The sequence below is a fragment of the Mesorhizobium sp. B3-1-8 genome, from assembly GCF_006439495.1.
In the GTDB taxonomy this organism is placed as follows: domain Bacteria; phylum Pseudomonadota; class Alphaproteobacteria; order Rhizobiales; family Rhizobiaceae; genus Mesorhizobium.
In genome coordinates this window covers 200,735-224,304 of sequence record NZ_VFTK01000005.1, presented here as the reverse complement: position 1 = coordinate 224,304, position 23,570 = coordinate 200,735, and the positions used below count along the sequence as shown (strand labels likewise).

The 23,570-nt window shown below is 63.9% G+C and carries 31 protein-coding genes and 2 tRNA genes; 14 read left to right on the top strand and 19 right to left on the bottom strand.

Annotation, left to right across the window (positions count from 1 at the left end):
- Positions 1–9 precede the first annotated feature (9 nt).
- Positions 10–843, top strand: coding sequence for an ABC transporter permease (locus FJ424_RS07185; protein ID WP_140651915.1), 834 nt, complete (start codon positions 10–12; stop codon positions 841–843).
- Between the two features lie 4 nt (positions 844–847).
- Positions 848–1,654: an ABC transporter permease gene (locus FJ424_RS07180; protein ID WP_140651913.1), complete on the top strand. Its 807-nt coding sequence runs from the start codon at positions 848–850 to the stop codon at positions 1,652–1,654.
- 9 nt (positions 1,655–1,663) lie between these two features.
- On the opposite strand, the gene FJ424_RS07175 is transcribed toward FJ424_RS07180, so the two are convergent.
- The 3 genes from FJ424_RS07175 to FJ424_RS07165 form a co-directional block, all read right to left on the bottom strand.
- A complete protein-coding gene (locus FJ424_RS07175) occupies positions 1,664–2,452 on the bottom strand; it encodes a fumarylacetoacetate hydrolase family protein (protein WP_140651912.1) in 789 nt (262 codons plus the stop codon).
- A 453-nt stretch (positions 2,453–2,905) separates the two neighbouring features.
- Positions 2,906–3,448: a cytochrome b gene (locus tag FJ424_RS07170; protein WP_140651910.1), complete on the bottom strand. Its 543-nt coding sequence runs from the start codon at positions 3,446–3,448 to the stop codon at positions 2,906–2,908.
- Positions 3,449–3,656: 208 nt separating this feature from the next.
- Positions 3,657–4,016: a metalloregulator ArsR/SmtB family transcription factor gene (locus tag FJ424_RS07165; protein WP_040988334.1), complete on the bottom strand. Its 360-nt coding sequence runs from the start codon at positions 4,014–4,016 to the stop codon at positions 3,657–3,659.
- 429 nt (positions 4,017–4,445) lie between these two features.
- On the opposite strand from FJ424_RS07165, the gene FJ424_RS07160 reads away from it, so the two are divergent.
- Together FJ424_RS07160 and FJ424_RS07155 are read left to right on the top strand one after the other, a co-directional pair.
- Positions 4,446–4,640, top strand: a complete 195-nt coding sequence (locus tag FJ424_RS07160) for a hypothetical protein (protein WP_140645003.1) — start codon at positions 4,446–4,448, stop codon at positions 4,638–4,640.
- 106 nt (positions 4,641–4,746) lie between these two features.
- The gene (locus FJ424_RS07155) at positions 4,747–4,977 is read left to right on the top strand and encodes a DUF982 domain-containing protein (protein WP_140651908.1); all 231 of its coding nucleotides are present in this window, start codon (positions 4,747–4,749) and stop codon (positions 4,975–4,977) included.
- A 148-nt stretch (positions 4,978–5,125) separates the two neighbouring features.
- Here the strand turns inward: FJ424_RS07155 and FJ424_RS33495 are convergent, their stop codons facing one another.
- The gene (locus FJ424_RS33495; RefSeq protein WP_181167119.1) at positions 5,126–5,290 is read right to left on the bottom strand and encodes a hypothetical protein; all 165 of its coding nucleotides are present in this window, start codon (positions 5,288–5,290) and stop codon (positions 5,126–5,128) included.
- Positions 5,291–5,570: 280 nt separating this feature from the next.
- Between FJ424_RS33495 and FJ424_RS07150 the strand changes: the two genes are divergently transcribed.
- Entirely contained in the window at positions 5,571–5,813 is a 243-nt protein-coding gene (locus FJ424_RS07150; protein ID WP_095816412.1) for a DUF982 domain-containing protein, read from the top strand.
- 289 nt (positions 5,814–6,102) lie between these two features.
- Here FJ424_RS07150 and FJ424_RS07145 read toward each other — a convergent pair whose 3' ends face one another.
- From FJ424_RS07145 to FJ424_RS07120, 6 genes are all read right to left on the bottom strand, one after another.
- On the bottom strand, positions 6,103–7,074 hold the full coding sequence (locus tag FJ424_RS07145; protein ID WP_140651906.1) for a glycosyltransferase: 972 nt from the start codon (positions 7,072–7,074) through the stop codon (positions 6,103–6,105).
- Positions 7,075–7,089: 15 nt separating this feature from the next.
- Positions 7,090–7,680, bottom strand: a complete 591-nt coding sequence (locus FJ424_RS34290; protein ID WP_281405427.1) for a CatB-related O-acetyltransferase — start codon at positions 7,678–7,680, stop codon at positions 7,090–7,092.
- A gap of 212 nt (positions 7,681–7,892) precedes the next feature.
- Positions 7,893–8,243, bottom strand: coding sequence for a hypothetical protein (locus tag FJ424_RS07135; protein WP_140651902.1), 351 nt, complete (start codon positions 8,241–8,243; stop codon positions 7,893–7,895).
- Positions 8,240–8,620 carry a hypothetical protein gene (locus FJ424_RS07130; protein WP_140651900.1) on the bottom strand — a complete coding sequence of 127 codons (381 nt, stop codon included), beginning with the start codon at positions 8,618–8,620 and terminating at the stop codon, positions 8,240–8,242. The genes FJ424_RS07135 and FJ424_RS07130 overlap by 4 nt, the downstream gene beginning before the upstream one ends.
- Positions 8,621–8,671: 51 nt before the next feature.
- A tRNA-Arg gene (locus tag FJ424_RS07125) sits at positions 8,672–8,748 on the bottom strand.
- Positions 8,749–8,806: 58 nt separating this feature from the next.
- Entirely contained in the window at positions 8,807–9,112 is a 306-nt protein-coding gene (locus FJ424_RS07120) for an ETC complex I subunit (RefSeq protein WP_140645008.1), read from the bottom strand.
- 241 nt (positions 9,113–9,353) lie between these two features.
- Here FJ424_RS07120 and FJ424_RS34285 point away from each other — a divergent pair, with 241 nt between their 5' ends.
- The 4 genes from FJ424_RS34285 to FJ424_RS07100 all read left to right on the top strand — a co-directional run bounded on the left by FJ424_RS34285 (position 9,354) and on the right by FJ424_RS07100 (position 12,566).
- Positions 9,354–10,322: an NAD(P)H-dependent oxidoreductase gene (locus tag FJ424_RS34285; protein ID WP_140651898.1), complete on the top strand. Its 969-nt coding sequence runs from the start codon at positions 9,354–9,356 to the stop codon at positions 10,320–10,322.
- 136 nt (positions 10,323–10,458) lie between these two features.
- Positions 10,459–11,634, top strand: a complete 1,176-nt coding sequence (locus FJ424_RS07110; RefSeq protein ID WP_140651954.1) for an NAD(P)/FAD-dependent oxidoreductase — start codon at positions 10,459–10,461, stop codon at positions 11,632–11,634.
- A gap of 73 nt (positions 11,635–11,707) precedes the next feature.
- Positions 11,708–11,784 (top strand) — tRNA-Pro (locus FJ424_RS07105).
- A 518-nt stretch (positions 11,785–12,302) separates the two neighbouring features.
- The gene (locus FJ424_RS07100) at positions 12,303–12,566 is read left to right on the top strand and encodes a hypothetical protein (protein ID WP_140651896.1); all 264 of its coding nucleotides are present in this window, start codon (positions 12,303–12,305) and stop codon (positions 12,564–12,566) included.
- 6 nt (positions 12,567–12,572) lie between these two features.
- Here FJ424_RS07100 and hdaA read toward each other — a convergent pair whose 3' ends face one another.
- Genes hdaA through FJ424_RS07085 form a run of 3 tightly spaced genes read right to left on the bottom strand, consistent with a single transcriptional unit; the run spans position 12,573 to position 15,055 of the window.
- Positions 12,573–13,277, bottom strand: coding sequence for a DnaA regulatory inactivator HdaA (gene hdaA / locus FJ424_RS07095; protein WP_140651894.1), 705 nt, complete (start codon positions 13,275–13,277; stop codon positions 12,573–12,575).
- Position 13,278: 1 nt separating this feature from the next.
- On the bottom strand, positions 13,279–14,424 hold the full coding sequence (locus FJ424_RS07090; protein ID WP_140651892.1) for an AI-2E family transporter: 1,146 nt from the start codon (positions 14,422–14,424) through the stop codon (positions 13,279–13,281).
- A gap of 13 nt (positions 14,425–14,437) precedes the next feature.
- Positions 14,438–15,055 carry a CDP-alcohol phosphatidyltransferase family protein gene (locus FJ424_RS07085; RefSeq protein ID WP_140651891.1) on the bottom strand — a complete coding sequence of 206 codons (618 nt, stop codon included), beginning with the start codon at positions 15,053–15,055 and terminating at the stop codon, positions 14,438–14,440.
- Positions 15,056–15,266: 211 nt separating this feature from the next.
- Here FJ424_RS07085 and purM point away from each other — a divergent pair, with 211 nt between their 5' ends.
- The 3 genes from purM to FJ424_RS07070 are packed head-to-tail and all read left to right on the top strand — an operon-like array spanning position 15,267 to position 17,574.
- Positions 15,267–16,346, top strand: a complete 1,080-nt coding sequence (gene purM / locus FJ424_RS07080; protein ID WP_140651952.1) for a phosphoribosylformylglycinamidine cyclo-ligase — start codon at positions 15,267–15,269, stop codon at positions 16,344–16,346.
- Positions 16,343–17,050, top strand: coding sequence for a phosphoribosylglycinamide formyltransferase (gene purN / locus FJ424_RS07075; protein ID WP_140651889.1), 708 nt, complete (start codon positions 16,343–16,345; stop codon positions 17,048–17,050). Before purM ends, purN begins: the two co-directional genes overlap by 4 nt.
- Before the next feature lie 8 nt (positions 17,051–17,058).
- Positions 17,059–17,574, top strand: a complete 516-nt coding sequence (locus FJ424_RS07070; protein WP_140651887.1) for a histidine phosphatase family protein — start codon at positions 17,059–17,061, stop codon at positions 17,572–17,574.
- Between the two features lie 102 nt (positions 17,575–17,676).
- Here the strand turns inward: FJ424_RS07070 and FJ424_RS07065 are convergent, their stop codons facing one another.
- The 4 genes from FJ424_RS07065 to FJ424_RS07050 form a co-directional block, all read right to left on the bottom strand.
- A complete protein-coding gene (locus FJ424_RS07065; RefSeq protein ID WP_140651885.1) occupies positions 17,677–17,919 on the bottom strand; it encodes a DUF680 domain-containing protein in 243 nt (80 codons plus the stop codon).
- 280 nt (positions 17,920–18,199) lie between these two features.
- Positions 18,200–18,406: a DUF680 domain-containing protein gene (locus FJ424_RS07060; protein ID WP_140648058.1), complete on the bottom strand. Its 207-nt coding sequence runs from the start codon at positions 18,404–18,406 to the stop codon at positions 18,200–18,202.
- A 323-nt stretch (positions 18,407–18,729) separates the two neighbouring features.
- Complete coding sequence (locus FJ424_RS07055; protein WP_140651883.1) at positions 18,730–18,927, bottom strand: DUF680 domain-containing protein; 198 nt, start codon at positions 18,925–18,927, stop codon at positions 18,730–18,732.
- A 65-nt stretch (positions 18,928–18,992) separates the two neighbouring features.
- Positions 18,993–19,226 (bottom strand): DUF680 domain-containing protein, encoded by a 234-nt coding sequence (locus FJ424_RS07050; protein ID WP_140651881.1) that lies wholly within the window; start codon positions 19,224–19,226, stop codon positions 18,993–18,995.
- A 484-nt stretch (positions 19,227–19,710) separates the two neighbouring features.
- Here FJ424_RS07050 and FJ424_RS07045 point away from each other — a divergent pair, with 484 nt between their 5' ends.
- Together FJ424_RS07045 and FJ424_RS07040 are read left to right on the top strand one after the other, a co-directional pair.
- Positions 19,711–20,388: a response regulator gene (locus tag FJ424_RS07045; RefSeq protein ID WP_140648061.1), complete on the top strand. Its 678-nt coding sequence runs from the start codon at positions 19,711–19,713 to the stop codon at positions 20,386–20,388.
- Positions 20,385–21,773, top strand: coding sequence for a sensor histidine kinase (locus FJ424_RS07040; protein WP_140651880.1), 1,389 nt, complete (start codon positions 20,385–20,387; stop codon positions 21,771–21,773). The genes FJ424_RS07045 and FJ424_RS07040 overlap by 4 nt, the downstream gene beginning before the upstream one ends.
- On the opposite strand, the gene FJ424_RS07035 is transcribed toward FJ424_RS07040, so the two are convergent.
- Positions 21,774–22,649, bottom strand: a complete 876-nt coding sequence (locus FJ424_RS07035) for an ABC transporter permease (RefSeq protein ID WP_140651878.1) — start codon at positions 22,647–22,649, stop codon at positions 21,774–21,776.
- Between the two features lie 13 nt (positions 22,650–22,662).
- A complete protein-coding gene (locus FJ424_RS07030) occupies positions 22,663–23,517 on the bottom strand; it encodes an ABC transporter ATP-binding protein (protein ID WP_140651876.1) in 855 nt (284 codons plus the stop codon).
- Positions 23,518–23,570: the final 53 nt, after the last annotated feature.

Sequence of the window (23,570 nt, the reverse complement as noted above, 5' to 3'; positions counted from 1 at the left end):
TTCCAACCGATGAGAGGCACCCTCTCCGACAGGATGGGCGCGGCGCTGCTGATGGCGCCGCTGCTCCTGTTCCTTATCCTTGCCTATGCCTGGCCGTTCCTCGGCGTGGTGAAGTGGAGTTTTACGCTTCCAACGCCAGGGCTGGAGCAATACCACGCCCTGCTTACCGATGACCTCGTGCAGTCGGTGTTCATCCGCACGCTGCGCATCGCGGCGATCGTCACCGTCGTCTCGGTCACCGCCGCCTATGCGATCACCGTTGTCTGGGTGCGCGGCAGCCCGACGCAGCGCGTGCTTGCCGAATTCTGCATTCTGGTGCCGTTCTGGATCTCGGTGCTGACGCGCGCCTTCGGCTGGGTGGCGCTGCTCTCCAATCGCGGCCTGATCAACACCTGGCTGCAATCGATCGGCTTCATCTCGGAGCCGCTGACCCTGGTGCGCAACGAGTTCGGCGTCATCGTCGGCATGTCGCATTTCCTGATCCCCTTCGCGGTGTTCCCGCTGGCGTCCGCCATGCGCAGCCTGGACGAACGCGTGCTGCTCGCGGCGCGCGGCCTGGGCTCCAGCCGCATGCGCACTTTCTGGACGGTGTTCGTGCCGATGACGCGCTCCGGCATCATCGGCTCGGCGCTGATCACCTTCGTCTTTTCGCTCGGCTTCTTCGTCACGCCGGCGATCCTCGGCGGCGGCCGCAGCGTGATGATCGCGGAGCTGATCTATCTGCGCATCTTCCAGAGCCCGGACTGGGGGCTGGGCGCGGCGATCAGCGTCGTGCTGGTGGTGTTCGTCGGCGCGCTGATGGCGCTTCTGTTCCGCTACGTCAAACCGAAGCAACTGGTGTAGCGCGATGCCGACTTATCGCCCCGGCCCCGTCTCGCTCATCCTCGCCGTGCTGGTAGCGCTGTTCCTGTTGATGCCGCTGCTTGCCGTCATCCCGGTGTCGCTGACGCCGAGCCGCATGCTGACCATGCCGACCGGTGAATTGTCGCTGCGCCATTACCGCTCGCTGATCGAGGATCCGCGCTGGCTGGAATCGATCCTGCTCTCGCTCAGGATCGGCGTCGTCAGCAGCATCCTTTCCACCGCGCTTGCCCTCACCTTCAGCCTCGGCGTGTGGATGTTCCAGCCGCGCTTCACCGCCGCCCTCGTCGGCTTCGTGCTGTTGCCGATGGTGGTGCCGCCGGTGGTCTCGGCCGTCACGCTCTATTTCCTGCTCACCTCGGTCTCCGGCCTCACCTCCTTCTTCGGCTACGATACCTGGCTGGGTGTGGCCATGGCGCATTCGGTGATGACGGTGCCTTTCGCCACGGTGCTCATCCTGGTGTCGCTCAGCCAGCTCGACCGCCGTATCGACCTTGCCGCGCGCGGCCTTGGCGCCAGCGTTTGGGAACGCGCGACGCGCGTCATCATGCCCAACATCAAGTTCGGCATCGTCACCGCGGCGCTGCTGTCCTTCGTGCTCTCCTGGGAGGAGATCGGCGTGACGCTGTTCATCACCTCGGTGAACGCCATCACCCTGCCGCGGCTGATGTGGATGGGCCTGCGCGACAACATCGATCCGGCGATCGCGGCACTGTCGGTGATCCTGATCATCATCACCGTGCTGGTGCTCGCCGTGCGCAGCGTCGTCACAAGGCAGCGAACCGCACGCTAAACGGCCTGATCAGACAAACCTGACCGAGACGCGGCCGAACCTGCCCAAATCGCCGGTGACTTCATCGCCTGGCTCGACTTCTATCGGTTTAACGCAGGTGCCGGTTATCACCACCTGCCCTGGCTCGAGCGCTATGCCCAGGCCCGACAATTCGTTGACGATCCATTGAAGGGCAATCCGAGGATCGCCCAGCACGGCCGCTCCCGATCCGTCATGACGCGACTTCCCGACGACGAACCCGACCACCGGGTGCTTCGCCAGATCCACATCGCGCCAATCGTCCTCCACGGCCTCGCCGATGACGAACAGATTGGCGCAGGCATTGTCCGCGATGAGCTGCGCCGCGCCGACCGCGCAGAAATCGTCGTATCGCGAGTCCGGTATCTCGATCGCCGGGTGCAGGGCCGCCACGGCATCCATCACCTCGGCGATCTCATAGGGCTCGGCGCGCGGCTGCAGCTCGCGGCCGAAGCGAAAGGCGAATTCGATTTCGGCCACGCGCATCCTGCTCGTCGCCAGCGAAACGGCTCCGCCGACATCGACCGCCTTCTCGGCCAGCAGGCGCCCCGCCATCGGACCGTCGACGTTGATATGCCTTTGCCCGGCCAAGCTGGTGGCGGCTATTTTCCAGCCGAAAAGCGGAGCCGCCGAGCGGTCCATCACATGGGATTGGACGGCATAGCCTTCGGAGCGCGTTTGCGGCCGCACCGTCTCGGGTATCGCATCGAGACGGGTGCCATTGTCCCAATGGCCCACCAACAGGCGCGAAGCGGCCTTGGCTTTTTGCGTATCAAACATCGACAGCACCGAAGATCAAAAAAAAACGCGCTGCCCGGCGCTTCGCGGATCAGGAGCCCGGCTGGGACCATTGCCCAATGTGAACCAGACGAGACGATAGGCGACGGGGTATCGAGAGTCCACATTGCCAGTCAGGAGCTTCCCGACGACAAGTGATCGCCCTTGGTGAACGCGGCAAGGCACGGGACCGCAAAACGAAAGAGGCCCGCCGGGAGCGGCGGGCCTCTTACGGAGCCGAAGTGGAAGCTCGGCACCGTCATGATCCGGGGGTGTGGATCGACTCGAAATTTAGCCAACAGCGCCCGGCCCGGCGACTTACAAATCTGTAATCTTCGGCCCGGCAGGATCAGGCGACACCAACAAAAAGAGGCACGTTATCATAGTCTTGCGAGCGTCCGCGATCGCGCCGTCACGGCGCCTTCAATCAAAAGTGATGGAGCGGAAACCGGCTGACTACCGATTCCGCGGCAACATTCTGGTCAGCACCGTGTCCCGGCGAATGAAGTGGTGATAAAGCGCAGCCATGGCGTGCAAGCCGGCCATGATCAATATGCCGTTCGCGCAGAGCGAATGAAGCTCGCGAATAGTGCGTGCGGTCGCCCTGTCCGGGGCGAAGGGTGCGGGAATCGTAAACAGGCCGAAGAAGCTCAACGTGTCGCCCCGGAACCAGGTCAACAGGATCCCGAGGACGGGGATGGCGATGAGCAGGGCATAGAGAATGAAATGCCCGATCTTCGCCGCTGTCTGCTCGGCAGCGGGCATTTCCGACGGAAGGCCAGGCGCGCCCCTAAGGCCGCGCAGCACCACCCGCCAGAACACGAGCGCGGCCAGGAGAAGGCCAAACGAAATGTGCAACCGCCAGAAGAATGCGACCGCAGGATCCCCGCGGGAATAAAAAGCGTCACCATAGGTCAGCGCATAGAGCAGGACGACGAGCGCGAATAGTGTCCAGTGAAGGAACTTCTGGGTGGACGTGTAGGTCATGGCGAGGGCCATTCCGAAGGGCTCCTTTTGACAGGTCTTCCCGTTTCGGACGCTTTCCCGGCAGACTTGTGGCCGCTAAATTAAGAATTCGTAAGACTACAACAAACCGGCAAAACGCAAACCAGCGCTTTGCCTGTCGCATTGCTGTCTATTCTCGTCCACGCCATCGAGCGCCGCACCGGACGAAGGCCCCCCGGCCTCGTCCGTGCGTGCAGGCAGTTCAGGCGGCCTGCGGCCGCCGCATCCTCTCGACAAAAGCCTGCCTTGCCGGTCCGGCAAGCGGCTTGTCCATAGCCAGCAGGCCATCGAGCAGCGCCAGGAGTTCGCGCGCTGCCGAAGACTTGCAGGAGTAATAGACCATCTGACGATCGCGGCGGGTTTCGACCAGGCCAAACCTGCGCAGTTTGGCCAGGTGTTGCGACAGCGCCGATTGGCTGAGTTCGACCTTGTCAGCGAGCACGCCGACAGAGAGTTCGCCCTCGGCCAGGTAGTTCATGATGAGCAGACGCTTCTCGTTGCCCATCACCGCGAGAAAGGCTGCCGCGCTTTCTGCGTTGGCGGTAAGTTTCTTGGTGACCATCGATTTCCCCGTGGTTCATGCTCTTCCGAAGGCCATGGGGGCGATGGCTTCAGAGTTCCAGAGCGTTGGTGAGCATGCCCCGATTTGGACACGGGACCTGCCCTGCTTCTTTTCAACCAGAACCCCTTCGTAACCCGGTTGCCACCACGTCGGGGTTGTTGGTCTCGGACAGAACGCGCGGTGCTTTTCTGGGCGCAAGTCAATGCAGACTCGGAAAAATTCCACGCTGCTAATGCGTATCAGCGAAGCGCTCATTCGGCAAGAATATAACGAGGCCGGCAAAGCAATGGCCAACTGTGGGCATGCAAGCACCGCAGCCGGCGTGACCGGTCGAAGAGACCTCGGCCACGATGTTGCCGCGACTCACTCCCAATCTCGAAGCGTGCTAATATTAGCCGGGCAAAGGGGACCGGGCTGTAGGAGGAAGCCATGTCCGTCGTACGCAACACATTCACCCCCGACGAGACGGCCATGCTCGGCCGTGTCTACGAAAACGGCAATGTCGAGGGCGAGACCGCCGAGCAGAAGGAGGCACGCGCCTCGCGCATCCTCGCCAATTACATGGCGGGCATCACCGACGAGGCGGAACTGATGGAGCTTTCGCGAAGGCCGCTTGGACGGTGAGCAGCGCGTGCCGCACCGGTGAGACGGCTTCACGTTAAGTTGACGTTTCGCGGGGCAACTCTACGGTAAAATATATCGTTCTCCGACATTTTTCGGGAGGTTGGCGATGATCCAAGGATGGTTTTCGAGGCCGGTCGAAGTCGCCGTCGGCGTTTCCGGCTCGATCCGCCAGCAGGCTGTCGAACTGCTGACCGGCCAATGGCGCGATGCCGGCAGCGCGCCGCACGGCGCGGCGCTGCGCGCGTGCCGCCGGGCGATCCGCGGCGACGTCGCGGCGGACAATGCCAGGGAGGCCTTTGTTGTCGCCGCGCGCGAGGCGCATGTGTTGGTGGAATAGAGCGGACCGGCGTTCCACAAGCCCGCCTATCGATAGTAAAGCCACAAGAGCACCAGCACCGCGAACACCGCCGGAGAAAGCAGGATTCCGGCCCGAAAGATGCACATGGCCAGCTGAAGCGGAGTGAACATGCCTGGCGGCGTCGGGCCTATCGATCGCGCGACTTGACGGAAAACCGACGCGCCGTTCCAAACGCGCGTAAACGATCAGTTTCAGCGCGGGCACGGCTCAGCCGCATTTCCTCGTAGAGGCCGAAAGCGGTCGCCATCAAGGTGGCGACGGTCATGGTGGATGCGAGCACGGCGATAAGCATGAGAGGTCTTCCCGCGTTTTCATCAGCCTGCCGGATTCATTAGCGCCGTCCGCGAGGGCACGTCAGTGACTTTGGTCACGCGATTTTTCAGCCGTCCGGATCGCGTATCCGCCGGCCCATGGGGCCCGTCCGGACGCTGCCAATCGTCGGTTTGAAATTCTTCGGAACCTAATGCGCGGTGATTGGTTAACGCGCGGGTCGGCAATCGCCCTCGGCCTGCATCGACGCCATCCGGCGTCGCTTGCTTGCCCAAAAGACGATCATAAGAACGGAGGAAGTGATGAACGATGTCTGGTTTTCCGAACCGGTCGTGATCGATTTCCAGCCAAACGGCCAGCGCAAGGTATCAAGCTGTTTCGAAGCGATGGAATGCCTCGACCAACGCTGGCCGGGACAGGCGCGCGACGGCGCCTGGCGCTCGGCAAGCCGCGTCTGCCGCGATGCGCTCGACGGTCTGCGCAGCCCGGTGGAAGCCCGCAAGACACTGCGCAAGGCGGCCAAGGTCGCCGGCCTGCTGGCGTAGCCTCGATTTCCCATGGCGTCCCACCGGGGACGCCGCCAAGCCCGTCGTGGTTTCCCATTGCCGCGGCGGGCTTTTGTTTTCCATGAGGGCGAAGCGGCGGCCGACGCATACTCCGGAACACGTTCAAGCACGCATCCCGTTGGGCACATGAAAACGCCGGCCGCTGGGCTTCGGGGGCCTGACGGGTTCAGGCCCTTCCATTTCGGTGAGTGGGATGCCGGGCCGCAACGCAAGCGCCGGCGCGTGGCAACCGGGTGGTTACAATCCACAGCCCGTCGCCGCGGACCGTTCAGCCAAAGTCGCCAAGCACCTCGGGAAACTGTGCCGCCATCGCACCTTCGTCGGCTTGCCTGGCGAAGATTTCATACACCTTCTCGCCGTCGTAGCGGGCGCGGCGGCGAAGGCGCTCGCGGTTGGTCACAAGACTGCCGATCTTGTCAAAGCGCCGGATGAAACGCTTGATCTGGCCGCGCTCGAAAGGAACACGGCGCTTGAAAGCAGCCTCCCAAGGCGTGCCGCGCGCCAAGCCGCGGTAGATGTCGAGAGCAGCGCGTTCGACGCCGAGCGGTACCTTGTCCCAAGGTTTGCCCCAGCTGAAGTGTCGGGCAAAGGCGCCGTTGAACGGGATCTGCCAACTGTAGTTGGTCATGGCGTTCCACGAAGGATGCAGGGTCTGCCATTTGCCCTCGAATGCAAGGTTCAATGCGCCTTGATCTAGTCCGTTGACGCGAAGCGAAGCAAAGTGTCGAGCCGCGCCCAATAGGCCATCTCTTCTGATCCAGGGCAGATCGAGCAAAAGAACGCCAGAATTGAAATATGGAGCGCCGGGCTGCATGGAAAGGCGCTCCCGATATCTCGGCTCGAAATACGACTGAACATCGTGGGCTGCCAGAAGCGGCGCGTTCAGCGGGGTTTCCATCAGGTCGACGACCGACCGGTTGAAGAGCACGTCGCTGTCCAAATAGACAACCCGGCTGTAGGGGGCGAATTCGGCCATCTCGTCCACGAACAGCCGCATATAAACCGCGAGGCTCAGATGGCCGGGCGAAAAGCGCACATTTTGCATCATCTGCGAGAGATCGATTACGCTAACGCGATCGGCGAGCAATCGCCGCGCTGCGGCAAGATCGGCCGCGCTGACATTCATTTGCAAAATAAAGCCGTCTGTCGCCGGCGACACGTCCAGCACCCGGCGCGCCGCCAGGCAAGCATAGGGAAAATATTTGGCATCCGTCGCCAGAAAGAAACAGGATTTCGTCATTTGCTGCCGGCCTAGCTAACCCGCTTGCTTCACCCCGGCGCCTGCCACAAAATGCTTGGCAATGAAAGTCTCGATCGGACCGGTGAGGATGGCCGCCTCGCTCTTGATCTTGTCGTCGTCCCAGTGCCACCATTGAATGTCCAGCAGCTTCCAGATGATTTCCTGCGGAAAGCGATATCTGATCAGCTTGGCTGGAGATCCACCAACGACGGCGTAGCGCGGCACGTCCTTGGTGACAATTGCGCCGGCGCCGATGACCGCACCGTCGCCGATTTCGATGCCCGGAAGTACTATGGCGCCATAGCCAATCCAAACATCATTGCCAATCGTGATCCCGCCGGGCCTGCCGGCGTTCGGAACGGGGTCGCCCTGGTCCAGCATGCGGCTGTAGATTGGAAAGGAGGTCGCGCTGTCGGTGAGATGCTGCCCGCCGCACATGAAAAGCACCTCACGAGCGACGGAGCAGAAGGCTCCGATTCTCAGCGGAGAGTCCTTCGAGCAGTAAAGTATCTTTCGCCATGTCACGCCGTAGGTGTGGCGCCCTACAGACACGTTCTCAGGCAGATAGTGGCGAACATCTTTCAACCACTTCGAAAAAGTCGACACTTTGAACTCACCTCGGTACGCAGCGACATAGCCCTCGCACTGCCCGGGCGAACCCGGGCATTCCAACTGGCGATGTCTCGCCCCCTGCCAAAAACGAGAAGGCCGTATCATAGCAAAAAGGATGTCGCGGTCCGCAAGAATGTCGCACCAAGCTAGAAATATTCACAGACGGGACTTCGATAGGTCGGCAAATCACGTCCGCCGCAGCAGATTCATCGCCTACCCCGCGTCAAGGAGACCAGCAATCGCTTCGTCAATCCCGATCCCCCCTTGCGCCTTTCATCGTTCAGATCACGAAAATCGATCCAGCCTTCGTTGAAGCCGTCGATCATGCGCATGCGCATTTCGGGATAGCGCATGCCCTGCTCGCGAAAGATCGCCTCCCAGCGCTCGCGCCGCACAATGCGCGGCTCGACCTCGCGGCCGAGGGCCTTGGCGAAGGCGGCGGCGACTTGGTTCGGCGACACTCTTTGCCCCGCCTCCAGTTCAATCACGCGGTGGCCGCTCCAATCCTCCAGGAGAAGTTCGGCAGCCGTCCTGCTGACATCGGCGGCCGCGATCATCGCGATCTTGCGATCGAGCGGCTGCAGGTAGCTGTCGATGACACCCTCGTCACGCGCGCGGCAATATCCCACGCTGCATTTTCCATGAACCATGCGGCTCGCAGGAACATGACGGCCACGGGCAGGCCGGCGAACGCCTCTTCGAGCAGGCGCAACACATTGAGCAGATTGGGCCGCGCCGCATCCGCGCCAATCGTCGACAGCACGACCACCTTAGGTGGCTGCGCCCCATAGAGCGCTTCGCGAATGACGGCGATCCTCGGCAGCACGTCCGGGAAATCGGACTCGGAATCATAGACCGGCGGCAGCAGGATGAACGCGCCCTCGACGCCCTCGAACCACTCCAGAACCCCTTCGGGCCAAAAAGTGTTACCCATGTCTCCGGTACAAACCGTAACCCCATATGTCCGGGACGGACCCGGAGAAAATGGCGATCCCGGCAGGATTCGAACCTGCGACCATCGGCTTAGAAGGCCGGTGCTCTATCCAGCTGAGCTACGGGACCGTCGGCCGGCCGGGCCGGCTGATGCGCGCTACGCCAAGGCGAGGCAAGACTCGGGAAGTCAGTGCGTCCAGGGCGTCCTGCGGTCATAGCGGAAATTGTCCGAATAGGAAATCTGCCGGCGCTTGGCTTCCTTCGGCTCTTCGACGCGATAGGCGATCTTTTCCTTCTCGGCATAAGCCATCGCCTCTTCCTTCGTGTCGAAGGTGAGCTTCACCTGGCTCAGCATGTCACCCGAGGTGGTGTAGCCCATCAGCGGATCGATCTTCTTGCGCTGGGCGGGATCGAATTCCAGCACCCAATGTCCGGTCTTGGCCTTGCCGGACTGCATCGCAGTTTTGGCTGGACTGAAAATGCGCGCGGACATGACCACCTCTTTGCCGCCCGAAGACCGGGCACCTCGTTCAGCGCCTCCGGGGATCCTACGGAAGCCCCGATTTCACGCCAATCCGTCATTACTGTGCAATCGGCGCGGCGGCAAGGCCGCAAGCGCCCCTGCGTTCCCACGGCGCTGGGAACCTCGCCGCGCCGGCGACATTATCGAAAGGTCGGGCGGCGGGCCGGAGCCAGCCTTCCCGTGAACCATCCATCAGAAGCGGACGTTCGCCATGACCAATGCAACCGAACACCCCGTCCTGCAGCTCGCCGTGCTTGTCGGCAGCCTGCGCGCCCAATCCTTCAGCCGCAAGATCGCCAAGGCGCTCGCCGCCCGCGCGCCGGATTCGGTGCGCTGCCGCTTCATCGAGATCGGCGAGTTGCCGCTCTACAACGAGGATCTGGACGGCGACAGCCCGCCGGCGGCGTGGTCGGCCTTCCGCGCGGCGATACGCGAATGCGACGCGGTGCTGTTCGTCACCCCGGAATACAACCGCTCGATCCCGGGCTGTCTGAAGAATGCGCTCGATGTCGGCTCGCGGCCGCCGGGCAAGAGCGTGTTCAAGGGCCTGCCCGCGGGGGTCGTCAGCGTCAGCCCGAGCAAGATCGGCGCCTTCGGCTCCAACCATGCGCTGAGACAAACCTTCGTCTTCCTCGACATGCCGGTGATGCAGCAGCCGGAGGCCTATATAGGCAATGTCTCGGAGCTGTTGGACGACAAAGGCGCGGTGACTAACGCCGACACCGCCACCTTCCTCGAGAATTTCATGGCCAGCCTGGAGACCTGGATCAGGACGGTGCATCCTGGCGGCTCGTCCTTCGATGCCTTCATGAAGCAGCGCGAGAAGATTGCCGGGGACTATGTCAACGGCGACGCCTCCTCGCTGAAAGCGATCGTCACCCGTGCCGGGCCGGCGACGTTCTTCTCGCCGCGCGGCGACCATCTCGAAGGGGCCGAAGCGGTTGCCGGCCGTTACGAGCGCGATGCTGCGAGCTTCCACAAGGGCGGCAACACCGATCTCGAGGTGCTGCAGGCGTCGGCAAGCGGCGATCTGGCCTTCTGGAGTGGCTTGCAGCATGCCAAGGCGCGCATGGGCAGAAACGGCGAGGCGACCGAGATGACCTTGCGGGTCACGGAAGTGTTCCGGCTGGAGGACGGCGCGTTCAAGCTGGTGCATCGCCACGCCGACCCGGTTCATTAGCCGGCGCTTGCAAAAATCCGCGACACAATGCCGGAGGTCTTTGCAACATAGGCCTATTCCTTTTGGCCCGTGGGCGGCATATGTCAGATACATGGTCGTGCCAGTTGAAGGCATGATGACGGCGATAAAGACACGTATGGGCGCGGAAGCGAAAGTCTTGCCGTCGGGGGTCGGCGAGCCAGCGATACTGGAAGGCGCAATTGTCATCGGCGCGGGCGCCGCGGGGCTTGCCGCCGCGCATGCGCTGGCCAAGGCCGGCGTGACGATGCAGATCCTGGAACGCGAGGAACGGCTGGCCGAGCCCTGGCATCGCCGCCATGACAACCTGCACCTCAACACGCATCGCGATCTTTCTTCGCTGCCGGGCGTTTCCTATCCCGCGGGAACGCCGGCCTTCCCGCACCGCAGCGCCGTCATCCGCCATCTCAACGATTTCGCCGAGACGCACAGGCTGCCGATCGCCTTCGGCGTCAAGGTCGACGGGATCGAATTTCGTGGCGACCACTGGCTGCTGCGGACAAGCGCGGGCTTGAAGGCGGCGCGATATGTGGTGGTCGCCACCGGGCGCGACCGGCAACCCTTCATCCCGGCCTGGAAGGGCATGGCGGATTTTTCAGGATCGATCATCCACTCGGCCGATTTCGGCAAGGCGAGCGACTATGCCGGCAAGAAGGTGCTGGTGGTCGGCGCCGGCAATTCCGGCTTCGACGCGCTCAACCATCTTTCCCGCGTCGAGACGGGCCGGATGTGGCTTTCGGCGCGCAACGGACCTTCGCTGCTGCCCAAGCGCGTCGGCAAGATCGCGGTGCATCGCATCTCGCCCGTGATGGCAAGCCTGCCGACACGGCTCGCGGATGCGGTCATGGCGGCAACGCAGCGCCTGGTGTTTGGGGATCTGACGAAATACGGCCTGCCCCCTGCCCCGTCGGGCGGCGCCAGCCGGCTCGGCTCCGACTATACGGCGATCGCCGCCGACGACGGCGCGGTCGATGCCATCAAGGCCGGACGCATCATCGTGGTGCCGCAGCTGCGCGTATTCAGGCGCGACGGCGTCGTGCTGGACAATGGACAGACGATCGCGCCCGACATCGTCATTGCCGCCACCGGCTACCGCACCGGGCTGGAGACGATGCTGGGCGGGCTCGGCGTGCTCGACGCCAAGGGCGTGCCGCTGTTCAACGGCGCCGCGAACGACCCGAAGCTGCCCGGACTCTGGTTCACCGGCATGCGGCCGAGCATTCGCGGCTGCTTTGCCAATGCAAGGATCCAGGGCGCTGCGATCGCCAGGAAGATCGCCAGCCAGAGACGCTGAGCCGCATCGTCAGTTCCGACCTCGGTTTTTATGTTGCCTTCCGGGCGTGCGCCCCCTATACGCCGCGGGACGTCGGAGTGTAGCGCAGCCTGGTAGCGCACCTGATTTGGGATCAGGGGGTCGCAGGTTCAAATCCTGCCACTCCGACCATTGCTTCCTTCCTAGACCAAATCGGTCTCGCCGTCCCTGCATTACAGCCGGAAGGACAGGGACAATTGGGACGCCAACACCGACATCATCGTCGTTGCGGATGTTTCCAGGACAGCTGACATGGGTACTCCGCGACCTATGGTCCTCCCCTCTTCAACGACGCGCGTCAATGCGGCCTCGCCATAGATGGTGGCAGCTTGCTGCTCGGCGCGGGACAGGCTCACGGGCAAGCGGAACCAGCCATTCAACGGCGCGGGCGAATCGGCGGTAAACCCGCCGGGCGAGAACCCCAACACCTCGAGCCCGGCGAGCCTACAACCCGATCTGGAACGCGACCGGGGCCGGGATCAACCGGCATTGTCCGCGTTGCAAGAGCGATGCCGGAAAGACTGTTCCGGAATGGGACGGCTACGCCGCGTGCTCCCACGGGTTGATCACGGAAACGCCTGCCGTGGCTCGAATAATCCCTCGCCTCCAACTTTGTCGCCGGTCTAGACTTCGAACCAGGGGGATTTTCGATGCCCGTTCTCGAGGCTCTGCTGTCGCTGATCGGCCCGGCCTATCTGGCCTATTACGGCTTTACGGTTGCGGTGATGGTGGTCTGGGCAATTCTGTGCGCTGCCCTGTGGGTTTGGAACAACCGGCCCAGCAAGAGGAATGGCGGCGTAGCCCGGTCGCGGTCCGCCGGCCTGATGTTCTTCATCCTAGTCGCCGCCTGTTATGTGGCGGCGCACACGAGAGTCTATCTTTTGGCCCGGCATCTGGCCGGACTATGGGCGTGACAGGCCTCAGATATCGAACTCGCCCTGCCCCTCGTCCATGGCGCTGACAGTCTCGGCGGCCAAGGCGCGGGTGATCGGCGTCTTGCGCTCGAGGGCGGCGCGATCGAGGCGCTCGACAACGCGCATCGCGGTGCCGAGCGAACGCTCGATGCGACGCACCAGGTATTGCACCACATGCGGCTCGACTTCGACCTGGCGGTCGGCGAACAGCTTTGTGATGACGCCGGCAAGCAAAAGGTCGTCGGGCTCGTGGATCTCGACCGTCGCCGCCGCCTTCAGCCGCGAGATGAGATCGGGCAGCGCGACGCGCCAGGCCGAGGGGAACCGCCTCGCCGTCAAAAGCAGCGTCGAGCCCGCGCCGCGCACGGCGTTGATCAGGTGGAACAGGCCCTGCTCGTCGATCGGGCCTTTGTCGACATCGTCGATGAGCGCCGGCCTGCTGCCGAGACCGGCAATGTGCTCGTCGATCCGGCCGGGATCGATGGCGACGGCATGCGTCCGATCCTGCCAGATCCGGGCGAGATGCGTCTTGCCGGAACCGGGCGGCCCTGCCAGCACGACCACCGGCGACGGCCAGTCCGGCCAGCGGTCGATCAGCGATGCCGCCTGCGCATTGGTGCCCGAGACGACGAGTTCGTCGCGCGAATAGCCGGTGCCGTGGCCGAGATCGAGCGGCAGCTGGCGCGGCGTATCGGCTGGCTGAGCAGCCATTTCAGCCCCGCTTCGAACGATGGCCGCCGCCGCGATCGGCTGGCAATGGCGGCACGGGCCGGGCGGCGTGACCCTTGTAAAGCGGCGATTCGAGATAGCGGCCGATGGCGAAGCGCACCAGCACGGCAATCGCCGCCGAGGCCGGGACGGCGATCAAAAGGCCGACGAAGCCGAACAGCGCGCCGAAGGCAAACAGCGCGAACATCAGCCAGACCGGATGCAGGCCGACGCTTTTGCCGACCAGCCTCGGCTGTAGGATGTTGCCCTCGATGAACTGGCCGACGAAGAACACGCAGGCCACCGCCACGATCATTGTCCAGTCCGGCCAGAACTGGACGAAGGCGACGCCGACGGCGAGCACCAGCCCGGTCAAGGAGCCGACATAGGGGATGAAGGAGATCAGCCCGGCGAAGAAGCCGATGAGGATGGCGAAGTTCAGCCCGGTCAGCGTCAGACCCGTGGCATACATCGCGCCGAGCACCAGGCAGAGCGTGCCTTGACCGCGCACGAAGCCGGCGGTGGCGGTGTTGATGTCGCGGGCGAGCGCGCGGACCGTCTCGACATAGTCGCGCGGCACCCAGCTGTCGACCACCGCCACCATGCGGTCCCAGTCGAGCAGCATGTAGAAGGCGACGACCGGGGTGACGACGAACAGGCTGACGACGGATACCAGCGCCACGCCCGAACTCCAGATCGAGGTGAAGACGGTGGTGAGCAGCCCGAAGCCGGTGGTGAGCAGCGAGTTCAGCCCGTCGCGCAGGCCGGCGGCGTTGACGCCAAAGCGCTGCTCCAGCCATTTCGGGTCGAAGCTGGTGATCAGCGACTGCAGGCGGGTGAGATATTCCGGCAGCTTGCGGGCGAAATCGGCCATCTGGGTGGCCAGCACCGGCACCAGGATAACGAAGGCCAGCACCACGACGACGATGAAGGCAATCAGGATCACTACCGTCGCCATCAGGCGCGAGAGGCCGAGCCGCTGCAGCCAGTCGGCGACCGGGTCGAGGAAATAGGCGAGCACCATGCCGGCGACGAAAGGCAGGAGGATGCCCGAGAAGACATAGAGGAACAGCGCCAGCAGGACAGCCGTGGCCAGCCAGAAAAAGGCCTGGCGGCGAAGCCCGCCCGAGCCGTCGTCGGCCGCGATCACCGCGGCGTCATTGTCAGGCGCCCATGTTGGAGCCGCCCGACTTGCCGATGCCCGACTTGATGTCGCCGGTCTGGGAGTTGCTCGTCCGGGAGCCTTCGCCATAGCCGCTCATATGCCTTAGCCAAGCCACGAGATAGGCTGCGGCCGAAGCCACGGTCAAGACCCCGGTCAGCAATATGAGCGCGGTCCGCAGCGGGCCGAGATGCACCGAGAAGGCCAACTCGCCCAGCACAAGCGCCGCCAGCACGATCTGCGCCGCGGTGTTGGCCTTCGACACGAAGAGCGGCTTCATCTCGACTGGATGGCTCATGACGCTGGACAAGAGCACGGCGCAGACGATCAACCCGTCGCGCGAGACCATGGTCACCACCAGCCAGAGCGGCAGTTCGCCGGCAAAACCCATGACGACGAAGACCGAGACCAGCAGAAGCTTGTCGGCGATCGGATCGAGATAGGCGCCGAGGCTGGACGACTGGTTCCAGCGGCGCGCGATGAAGCCATCGACGCCATCGGAGATGCCGGCGACGAGGAACCCGGCGAAGGCCCAACCCCAAAGCGACTGCAGCATGGCCAACACCACCGCGGGCACGAGCAGCAGCCGCATGATCGTGATCATGTTGGGAAGGGTCACGTGATGTTCCGTCGTGGTCCTTTGTTGGGGAATAGATGAGGGAGATGGCGGGTGGGCGCAAGTAGCGGGACGGCGAAGCTGCCAATCCGTTTGCGCGGGAGATTGGCCGCCTCCGCTTTCGACGCTTTTATCGGCAGGAACGACCGTCATCCTTGCTCCCCGAAACCATTCATGCGAAGAGCCCGCAATGACAAACAGGGACGAGCCGACCATGAGCAACGGCGACCAGGCCAAGCGCAAGAACGGGCTCACCTATGCCGAGGCTGGCGTCGATATCGATGCCGGGAACCTGATGGTCGAGAAGATCAAGCCGCTGGTGCGCACGACGCGCCGGCCGGGCGCCGACGGTGAGATCGGCGGCTTCGGCGGGCTGTTCGACCTGAAGGCCGCCGGCTTCACCGACCCGGTGCTGGTCGCGGCCAATGACGGCGTCGGCACCAAGCTCAAGATCGCCATCGACGCCGGCAAGCACGATACGATCGGGATCGACCTCGTCGCCATGTGCGTCAACGACATCGTCGTGCAGGGCGCCGAGCCGCTGTTCTTCCTCGACTATTTCGCCACAGGCAAGCTCGACCCGGACCAGGGCGCTTCGATCGTCGGCGGCATCGCGCAAGGTTGCCGGCAGGCCGGCTGCGCGCTGATCGGCGGCGAGACGGCGGAAATGCCCGGCATGTATCACGACAAGGACTATGACCTTGCCGGCTTTGCCGTGGGTGCTGCCGAACGCGGCCAGTTGCTGCCGACCGACGACATCGTCGAGGGCGACATGCTGCTCGGCCTTGCCTCGTCCGGCCTGCACTCCAACGGCTTTTCGCTGGTGCGCCGGATCGTTGCCACGAGCGGCCTTGGCTGGAGCGATCCGGCGCCGTTCAACGAGGAACTGAGTCTCGCGGAAGCGCTGCTCGAGCCGACGCGCATCTATGTGAAGTCGATCCTGAAGGCGATCCGCAACACGCATGGCATCAAGGCGCTGGCCCACATCACCGGCGGCGGTTTCCCGGAAAACATTCCGCGCGTGCTGCCCAAGGATTTCTCCGCCGAGCTCGATCTCGAGGCAATCGACGTGCCGCCGGTGTTCTCGTGGCTGGCCAAGACCGGCGGCGTGGCGCCGGAAGAAATGATGCGCACCTTCAACTGCGGCATCGGCATGGTCCTCGCCGTCGCTTCCGGCCAGGCGGCGCAAGTGGCGGCAGTGCTGCAGGAAGCCGGCGAAACGGTAACGCCGATCGGCCGCATCGTGCCGCGCCGAGACGCTGGCGTCATCTATCGGGGCTCGATCGGCCTATGAGCAGGAAACGCACGGTCGTCCTGATCTCGGGACGCGGCTCCAACATGACGGCGCTGATCGCCGCGGCCGCCGATCCAAGCTATCCGGCGGAAATCGTCGGCGTCATTTCCGACCGCGCCAACGCGGCCGGCCTCGGCATCGCCCAGTCGCGCGGCATCGCCACCAAGGTCATCCAGCGCGCCGACCATCCGAGCAAGGATGCCTATGACGCCGCGATCGATGCCGCGCTTACCGGCTTCGGCGCAGACATCGTCGCCCTGGCCGGCTATATGCGGATTCTCGGCCGCGGCCTCGTCGAGAAATGGCAGGGGCGCATGGTCAACATCCACCCTGCCCTGCTGCCGGCCTTCAAGGGTTTGGACACGCATGCGCGCGCGATCCGCGCCGGCGTTCGCATCCATGGCTGCTCGGTGCATTTCGTCACCCCCGAGATGGACGACGGCCCGATCATCGCCCAGGCCGCCGTGCCGGTGATGGTCGGCGACAATGAGGACACGCTGGCCGCGCGGGTGCTGAAGGTCGAGCACCGGCTCTACCCGCTGGCGCTGGGGCTCGTTGCGGAAGGCAAAGCGCGCATGGAAAAGGGCCACACCGTGCTTGCCCATTTCGCCGACGATGCCGAAAACGCCACCTCGGTGGTGATGGCGCCGGATCCGCTGCGCGAGGAGAGAGACCTCGAACAGCTGGCGCGGATCACGCCGTAGAGGCATCAATGCCCGTGAGACAGCTGCTTATCCTGCGCCATGCCAAGTCGAGCTGGGACAATCCCTCCCTCGCCGATTTCGATCGGCCGCTCGGGCCACGCGGGCTGAAGACGGCGCCGCTGATAGGGCGCGAGCTTGCCCGGCGCGGCTGGCTGCCGGACCTGGCGCTGGTCTCGCCGGCGCTGCGCACCCGCGACACCTGGCGGCTGGTCGCGGCCGAACTGCCCAAGCATGTGCCGGCACAATTTGCCGAGGAACTCTACGAGGCGGCGGCCGGCGCCATCCTGGCGCGTGTGCGGCAGGCCAAGGCGGAGAGCCTGCTGGTGATCAGCCACAATCCCGGCCTGCAGCATTTTGCGCTGCGGCTGGCCGGCGCCGGATCGGATGAGGCTGTCTTCAAGAAGATCGAAGCGAAGTTCCCGACGGCGGCGCTCGCGCGGTTCACGCTGGACGAGGATTGGGTAGACCTCGACTTTCACGGCGCGCGCCTGACGCATTGTGTTCGGCCGAAGGATTTGGCCTAGAGCGAACCGTCGATCTCCTCGCACTGGATCGGTGTTGCTCGCCGCATAAGACAAAAGGCGGCGGAGCAGTCCGCCACCTTTGACAGTTCAAAGCGTCAAAGATCAGTTGCCCCAGATGCCCTGGCCCGGGTCGGACCAAGCCTTGGAGCCAGCCGAACCTGTCGTCATCGAGGTATCGACATCGGCCTGCTTGGCAACCTCACGCTTGCCGACCGAGGCCGTGTAGGCCCTGTCGACGCCGGCGGTCGGCCGGTTGGCGTCATTGGGGTCGTAGTGATCGCTGCCGGCGAAGGCGGAGCCCATCGCGAGAAGCATTGCGGCAGTGGTGAGAGCGATCCTGGTCATTTCGGTTTTCCTTGTTCGTTCGGTTTCATCGGGGCGGAGGCCTTGGGAGGATGACCCCGCTGCCGACAAGACCCGCGGCGGCCGGGATTTATTCCCGGCCCGCTCGCTTTCTTTAGCGGCCCCGGCAGCCTCGGCCCAAACTTCGCCGAGAAAAAGACAAACGATTACAAATGCTTGTGATACAAATACTTGTGAAGCGATTTCACAATGCCGGTAGCCGGCTGTAGAAAAACAGAGCGGCGGGACAAGCCCGCCGCTCGAGGTCTTGGAACCAGGCCATTCAGCGGTTGCCGAAAAGATCCTGATCAGCGGCCTGGGCCGCCGGCTTCTGGACATTCGCGCCCGAATTCTTGATCGAAGCGGTGAACGAGCTGTCGACCGAAGCAGTCGGCCGGTTGGCCTCATTGGGGTTGTAGTGGTCCGACCCAGCGAAGGCGGCGCCAGTGGCGACAAGCAGGGCGGCGGCGGTAAGAGCGATCTTGGTCATTTCAAATACTCCTGGTTTCGGGTTGCGCTGTTTGATCAGGCGCGATCGACGATCAGATGACCTAGTGGATCGGTACAGGGGTAGCCGCGGACATCGCCCGGGTGCTGCCCGCTCGTTCGACACACTTGAATTTCCTTGGCATCGGCCCCGTCTATCGGCCCTTACTCCCACTTCGAGGGCACCACGGGCATCGTTACAGGCATCACCGCTTCGTGATGAATGCTTGATCAACCCTGAAAGAGCCTGCCCGGGAGCAGCCGGCTTCAGAAAGACAGAGCGGCGGGACAAGCCCGCCGCTTTGAAGTCTTGGAAGACCAGGGCGTTCAGCGGTTGCCGAACAGATCCTGGGCAGGAGCCTGGGTCGCCGGCTTCTGGACGTTCGCGTCCGAAGTCTTGACCGAAGCAGTAATCGAGGTGTCGACCGGCCGGTTGGCTTCGTTGGGGTTGTAGTGGCCGGACCCAGCGAAAGCGGCGCCAGTGGCGACGAGGAGGGCGGCAGCGGTAAGAGCGATCTTGGTCATTTGAGTTACTCCAAATTCAAGGATGATGGGTTGATGGTCAGATTTTGGTCAGGACTGGAACCAGCTTAGTGGTTGCCCCAGAGGCCCTGGCCGGATTCCTGCTGGTTCGAGCTGGGCGCATTCTTGATGAAGCGCTGTTCGAACTTGTTGATCGAGCCGGTAACGGTCCGGTCGACGTTGCCCGCAGGGGCCGTCACGGCCGACTGGCTGGCGTCGTTGGGGTTGTAATGGTCGCTGCCGGCGAAAGCGCTGCCCGTGGCAACGAGGAAAGCAGCGGCGGCAAAAGCAATCTTGTTCATTTTAGGTACTCCAGATTTCAAAAAGTCATGTCCGTCTAGTGGCGTGCCGTAATGGAAATTCGCGTCGCTCGGACCACCCCGAAATGGGTCGGCCCTGCTGCCATTTCCAATCACGAAAAGTTGCGAACCGAACCGTTCGGTTCGATCTTGAAATTAGGCGAAGGACGCGGCGGCCACATTGTTATCGTTTAATATCAATCTGTTACAGCAAAGGCCGCGCGATACGGCATCCTGGTAAGGGCTGCCGGTGTTCACCATAGCTACACGAACCGTCAACATTAATTGAACCGAACGGTTCGATTTCATCGCTTGCCCGACCGAACAAGCGGCTCGGCAGGTGCCGCGACCGGGATGGCGACCGCCGGGAAACCACGTTTGCCTTGCGCGCGGATCGATACTATCGGTTGCCTCGGGAACCAATTTGGACGCCGCCTGCCGCGCTTTGGCGTCGGTCGACGCCATTGGGAGGAAACAGCGACAAACGATGCGGCTGCTGCTTGTCGAGGACAACCGCGAACTGGCCGATTGGCTGAGCAAGACGCTGCGCCAGGCGAGCTATGTCGTCGATGTCGTGCATGACGGCGAGGATGTCGAGCATGCTTTGGCCGCCGGCGACCATGCCTTGATCATCCTCGACCTTGCCCTGCCCCGCATGGGTGGCATGGAGGTGCTGAAAAGGTTGCGGGCGCGCGGCAACCCGGTGCCGGTGATCGTGCTCACCGCCAATGCCAGCCTCGACGGCCGGGTCAAGGGCCTCAACGAAGGCGCCGACGACTATCTGGCGAAACCCTTCCAGATCGAGGAGTTGGAAGCGCGCATCCGCGTGCAGTTGCGCCGCGCCAACGACCGCACCGCGCCAGTCATTGCCTGCGGCGATCTGGTCTTCGACACCAACACACGCCTGTTCTCGCTTGCCGGCGCGACGTTGTCGCTGACACCGCGCGAGCACGCCGTGCTGGAACAGCTCGTCGTCAAGGCCGGCCGCACGGTGAGCAAGGCGGCGCTCTCGACCGCGATCTACGATTTCGAGACCGACGCCGACCCCAGCGCCATCGAGATCTACGTGCACCGGCTGCGCAAGAAGCTGGAGGGATCGCGCGTCCAGATCGCCACCTTGCGCGGCCTCGGCTACCTGTTGCGCCACGACGATCCGGCGCCATGAGGATCGACAGGTTTCGGATCGGCAGCCTTCGCCTGCAATTGCTGGCCTGGGTGGTGCTGCCGCTTGCCGGGCTCGCCGCCATCAATCTGTGGACCAGCCAGCGCAACGCGCTGGCGACCGCGGACCTCGTCACCGACCGCATGCTGATCGGCTCGGCGCGCGCCATCGCCGAGCAGGTGGCGATGGCCGACGGCGCGCTCGACGCCACCGTGCCGCCGGCGGCGATCGAGATGTTCGACACCGGCGACCGGGACAGCGTCTATTACCGGGTCGAGACCGCCGGCGGGCGGCTGCTGACCGGCTATCCCGATCTGCCCGTGGCGCCGGAGCGCGGCAGCATCGAGGCTGCCTATCGCGATCACCCACTGCGCCTGGCCACGCTCAGCCATGCCGTGATCGGCGCCGGCACGGATTCGCCGATCAAGGTCACTGTCGGTGTCACGCTTGCCGGACATGACGCGATGGTGAAGCGCCTGTGGCTCAGCGCCTTCGCCCAGCAGCTTGCCTTGGTGGCCATTGCCGGCGTGTTCGTGCTGCTTGGCCTGCGCCGCGGGCTGGCGCCGCTGATCCGGCTGCGCGACGCGGTGCGCTCGCGAAGCCGCAGCGATCTCGACCCGGTCGAGGTCCCGGGCGCGCAGAGCGAGATCCGGCCGCTGATCGAAGCGCTCAATGCCTATATGGAACGCGTGCGGGCGCAGATGGCGGCGCAGCGGCGCTTCATCGCCAATGCCGCGCACCAACTGCGCACGCCGCTGGCGCTCTTGTCGACGCAGGCAAGCTATGCCTTGCGCGAAACCGCGGCCGACCGGCGTCAGGAGGCGCTGGTCGCCTTGCAGGCGAGCTCGGGCAAATTAGCGCGGTTGGCCGAACAGCTGCTTACGCTGTCGAGGGCGGAACCTGGCAGCCGACGGCCGCGCGCCGACCGCATCGACCTCACCGAAGCCGCCCGCCATGTGCTGGAAGCGCAAGCGCCGGCGGCGATCAACCGCGACATCGACCTCGGCCTCGAGGAAAACGGACCGGTGACGGTGGTCGGCGACGGCACGATGCTGCGCGAGATGATCGTCAACCTGGTCGACAACGCGCTGCGCTATTCCAGATCTGGCGGTAGCGTCACGGTGAGGCTGGCGACGACGGATGGCGAGGCCGAACTCACGGTGAGCGATGCCGGACCGGGAATCCCGGCGGAAGAGCGGGAGCATGTCTTCGAGCGCTTCTACCGCCTCGCCGGCTCGGCCGAGGAAGGCAGCGGTCTTGGTCTCGCCATCGTGCGCGAGGTGGTCGAGAATGCCGGCGGCAGCGTCACGCTGGGCGACGCCGCCGCGGGCGGGCTCAAGGTCGAGGTGCGGCTGCCGCTGGCTCCAGCAAAAGACTCCGCTGCCTGATCAAGCCCCCTGCTCGTTGAACGGCGCCGGGCGCCACTTCACCACATAGTTCTCGAAGCGGGTGATGATGAACTCCACCACCAGCGCCATCACCGCCAGGATGATCATGGCGGCGAAGACGCCGTTGGCGTTGAAGGCGCCCTGCGCGGTGGAGATCAAGAGACCCATGCCCTGCTTGGCGCCGAGGAACTCGCCGACCACGGCGCCGACCAGCGCGAAGCCGAAGGAGACATGCAGGCTTGCAAGGATCCAGCTCATCGCCGAAGGGATGATGACCGAGGTGGTGATCTGCATCGGCGAGGCGCCGAGGATCTGGGCGTTGGCGATCATCGCGCGGTCGGCCTCGCGCACGCCCTGGAAGGCGTTGGCGAAGACGACGAAGAACACCATGACGACAGCCAGCGCCACCTTGGAGGCCATGCCGAGGCCAAGCGCGATGATGAACACCGAGCCAAGCACCACGCGCGGCACGGAGTTGGCTATCTTGATGTAGATCGAAAAGACGTCGGCCAGCAGCTTGTTGCGGCCGAGGATGATGCCCGCCACGATGCCGCCGACGGCGCCGATGACGAAACCGAGGAAGGTCTCTTCCAGCGTCACATAGATCTGCAGCCAGAGCGGCCCCTGCGAAGTGCCTTCGGTGATCCAGGACCAGATCTGTTCCCAGATGCCCGACGGGCTGGAGAAGAAGAACGGGTCGATGATGTTGTAATCGACGCAGAGTTCCCAAAGGCCAAGGAAGACGACGAGGATCGCGAGGCGCAGGCCAATCACCAGAGCGTGGCGCTTGCGCAGCCGTGCCCTTGCCTGCGCTTCAGCGGCGACGATCGAAGTGGCACGGGCGGCGGCCTGATCGGTGGGAGAGATGGCGGTCATGCTGTGTCTCCTGTCAATGGCCGGTCTGGAGGCCGCGGCTTTGGCCGAGCTGCACTTCCTCGCGCAGATCGTTCCAGATAACCTTGGCGATCTCGATGAATTTCGGATCGTAGCGGATGTCTGCCATGACGCGCGGGCGCGGCAGGTCGATGCGGTAGACGCTCTTCACCGTGCCCGGACCGGCGGTGAGCACATAGACCTTGTCGGCCAGCGCCACCGCCTCCTCGAGATCGTGGGTAACAAAGACGACGGAGGATTTCAGCCCCGACCAGAGGCCCAGCAATTCGTCCTGCATTGCGGTGCGGGTCTGCATGTCGAGCGCGCTGAAGGGCTCGTCCATCAACAGGATCTTGGGCTGGTTGATGAAGGTCTGGGCAAGCGCCACGCGCTTGCGCATGCCGCCCGAGAGTTGGTGCGGATAGTGTTTCTCGAAACGCGAAAGGCCGACGCGGCCGATCCAGTCGCGCGCCTTCTCGTAGGCTTCCTTCTTCGGCGTGCCACGGAAAAGCGGGCCGGCGGCGACATTGTCGATGACGCTGCGCCACGGAAACAATGCGTCGGCCTGGAAGACGAAGCCGATGTCGCGGCTGATGTCGGTCACCGGATTGCCCATGACGCGGACATTGCCGGTGGTCGGACGCAACAGCCCGGTGACCAGGTTGAGCGTCGTCGACTTGCCGCAGCCGGTCGGCCCGACGACACAGGCGAACTCGCCGCGCGCCACCGTCATGGTGAAATCGCGGATCGCCGTCATCATGTGGCCGTCGGGCGTGACGAAGCGCAGCGTCACGTCGTCGATGGCGATCGCGGCGTCGGCCGGCGGCGCGGCCGGAGACAGTTTCTCCGCCGCCATGGTCTGCAACTGCATGGCACACTCCTATTGTGGTGGTGCGAAGATGCCTTTGGCTAAAGCCAGAGGGC

Bases quoted from the DNA above. Each gene is read 5' to 3' on its own strand.
- FJ424_RS07185 (WP_140651915.1), top strand. From the start codon at position 10: ATGAGAGGCACCCTCTCCGACAGGATGGGCGCGGCGCTGCTGATGGCG.
- FJ424_RS07180 (WP_140651913.1), top strand. From the start codon at position 848: ATGCCGACTTATCGCCCCGGCCCCGTCTCGCTCATCCTCGCCGTGCTG.
- FJ424_RS07175 (WP_140651912.1), bottom strand. From the start codon at position 2,452: ATGTTTGATACGCAAAAAGCCAAGGCCGCTTCGCGCCTGTTGGTGGGC.
- FJ424_RS07170 (WP_140651910.1), bottom strand. From the start codon at position 3,448: ATGGCCCTCGCCATGACCTACACGTCCACCCAGAAGTTCCTTCACTGG.
- FJ424_RS07165 (WP_040988334.1), bottom strand. From the start codon at position 4,016: ATGGTCACCAAGAAACTTACCGCCAACGCAGAAAGCGCGGCAGCCTTT.
- FJ424_RS07160 (WP_140645003.1), top strand. From the start codon at position 4,446: ATGTCCGTCGTACGCAACACATTCACCCCCGACGAGACGGCCATGCTC.
- FJ424_RS07155 (WP_140651908.1), top strand. From the start codon at position 4,747: ATGATCCAAGGATGGTTTTCGAGGCCGGTCGAAGTCGCCGTCGGCGTT.
- FJ424_RS33495 (WP_181167119.1), bottom strand. From the start codon at position 5,290: ATGCTTATCGCCGTGCTCGCATCCACCATGACCGTCGCCACCTTGATG.
- FJ424_RS07150 (WP_095816412.1), top strand. From the start codon at position 5,571: ATGAACGATGTCTGGTTTTCCGAACCGGTCGTGATCGATTTCCAGCCA.
- FJ424_RS07145 (WP_140651906.1), bottom strand. From the start codon at position 7,074: ATGACGAAATCCTGTTTCTTTCTGGCGACGGATGCCAAATATTTTCCC.
- FJ424_RS07135 (WP_140651902.1), bottom strand. From the start codon at position 8,243: ATGATCGCGGCCGCCGATGTCAGCAGGACGGCTGCCGAACTTCTCCTG.
- FJ424_RS07130 (WP_140651900.1), bottom strand. From the start codon at position 8,620: ATGGGTAACACTTTTTGGCCCGAAGGGGTTCTGGAGTGGTTCGAGGGC.
- FJ424_RS07120 (WP_140645008.1), bottom strand. From the start codon at position 9,112: ATGTCCGCGCGCATTTTCAGTCCAGCCAAAACTGCGATGCAGTCCGGC.
- FJ424_RS34285 (WP_140651898.1), top strand. From the start codon at position 9,354: ATGACCAATGCAACCGAACACCCCGTCCTGCAGCTCGCCGTGCTTGTC.
- FJ424_RS07110 (WP_140651954.1), top strand. From the start codon at position 10,459: ATGGGCGCGGAAGCGAAAGTCTTGCCGTCGGGGGTCGGCGAGCCAGCG.
- FJ424_RS07100 (WP_140651896.1), top strand. From the start codon at position 12,303: ATGCCCGTTCTCGAGGCTCTGCTGTCGCTGATCGGCCCGGCCTATCTG.
- hdaA (WP_140651894.1), bottom strand. From the start codon at position 13,277: ATGGCTGCTCAGCCAGCCGATACGCCGCGCCAGCTGCCGCTCGATCTC.
- purM (WP_140651952.1), top strand. From the start codon at position 15,267: ATGAGCAACGGCGACCAGGCCAAGCGCAAGAACGGGCTCACCTATGCC.
- purN (WP_140651889.1), top strand. From the start codon at position 16,343: ATGAGCAGGAAACGCACGGTCGTCCTGATCTCGGGACGCGGCTCCAAC.
- FJ424_RS07070 (WP_140651887.1), top strand. From the start codon at position 17,059: ATGCCCGTGAGACAGCTGCTTATCCTGCGCCATGCCAAGTCGAGCTGG.
- FJ424_RS07065 (WP_140651885.1), bottom strand. From the start codon at position 17,919: ATGACCAGGATCGCTCTCACCACTGCCGCAATGCTTCTCGCGATGGGC.
- FJ424_RS07060 (WP_140648058.1), bottom strand. From the start codon at position 18,406: ATGACCAAGATCGCTCTTACCGCCGCCGCCCTGCTTGTCGCCACTGGC.
- FJ424_RS07055 (WP_140651883.1), bottom strand. From the start codon at position 18,927: ATGACCAAGATCGCTCTTACCGCTGCCGCCCTCCTCGTCGCCACTGGC.
- FJ424_RS07050 (WP_140651881.1), bottom strand. From the start codon at position 19,226: ATGAACAAGATTGCTTTTGCCGCCGCTGCTTTCCTCGTTGCCACGGGC.
- FJ424_RS07045 (WP_140648061.1), top strand. From the start codon at position 19,711: ATGCGGCTGCTGCTTGTCGAGGACAACCGCGAACTGGCCGATTGGCTG.
- FJ424_RS07040 (WP_140651880.1), top strand. From the start codon at position 20,385: ATGAGGATCGACAGGTTTCGGATCGGCAGCCTTCGCCTGCAATTGCTG.
- FJ424_RS07035 (WP_140651878.1), bottom strand. From the start codon at position 22,649: ATGACCGCCATCTCTCCCACCGATCAGGCCGCCGCCCGTGCCACTTCG.
- FJ424_RS07030 (WP_140651876.1), bottom strand. From the start codon at position 23,517: ATGCAGTTGCAGACCATGGCGGCGGAGAAACTGTCTCCGGCCGCGCCG.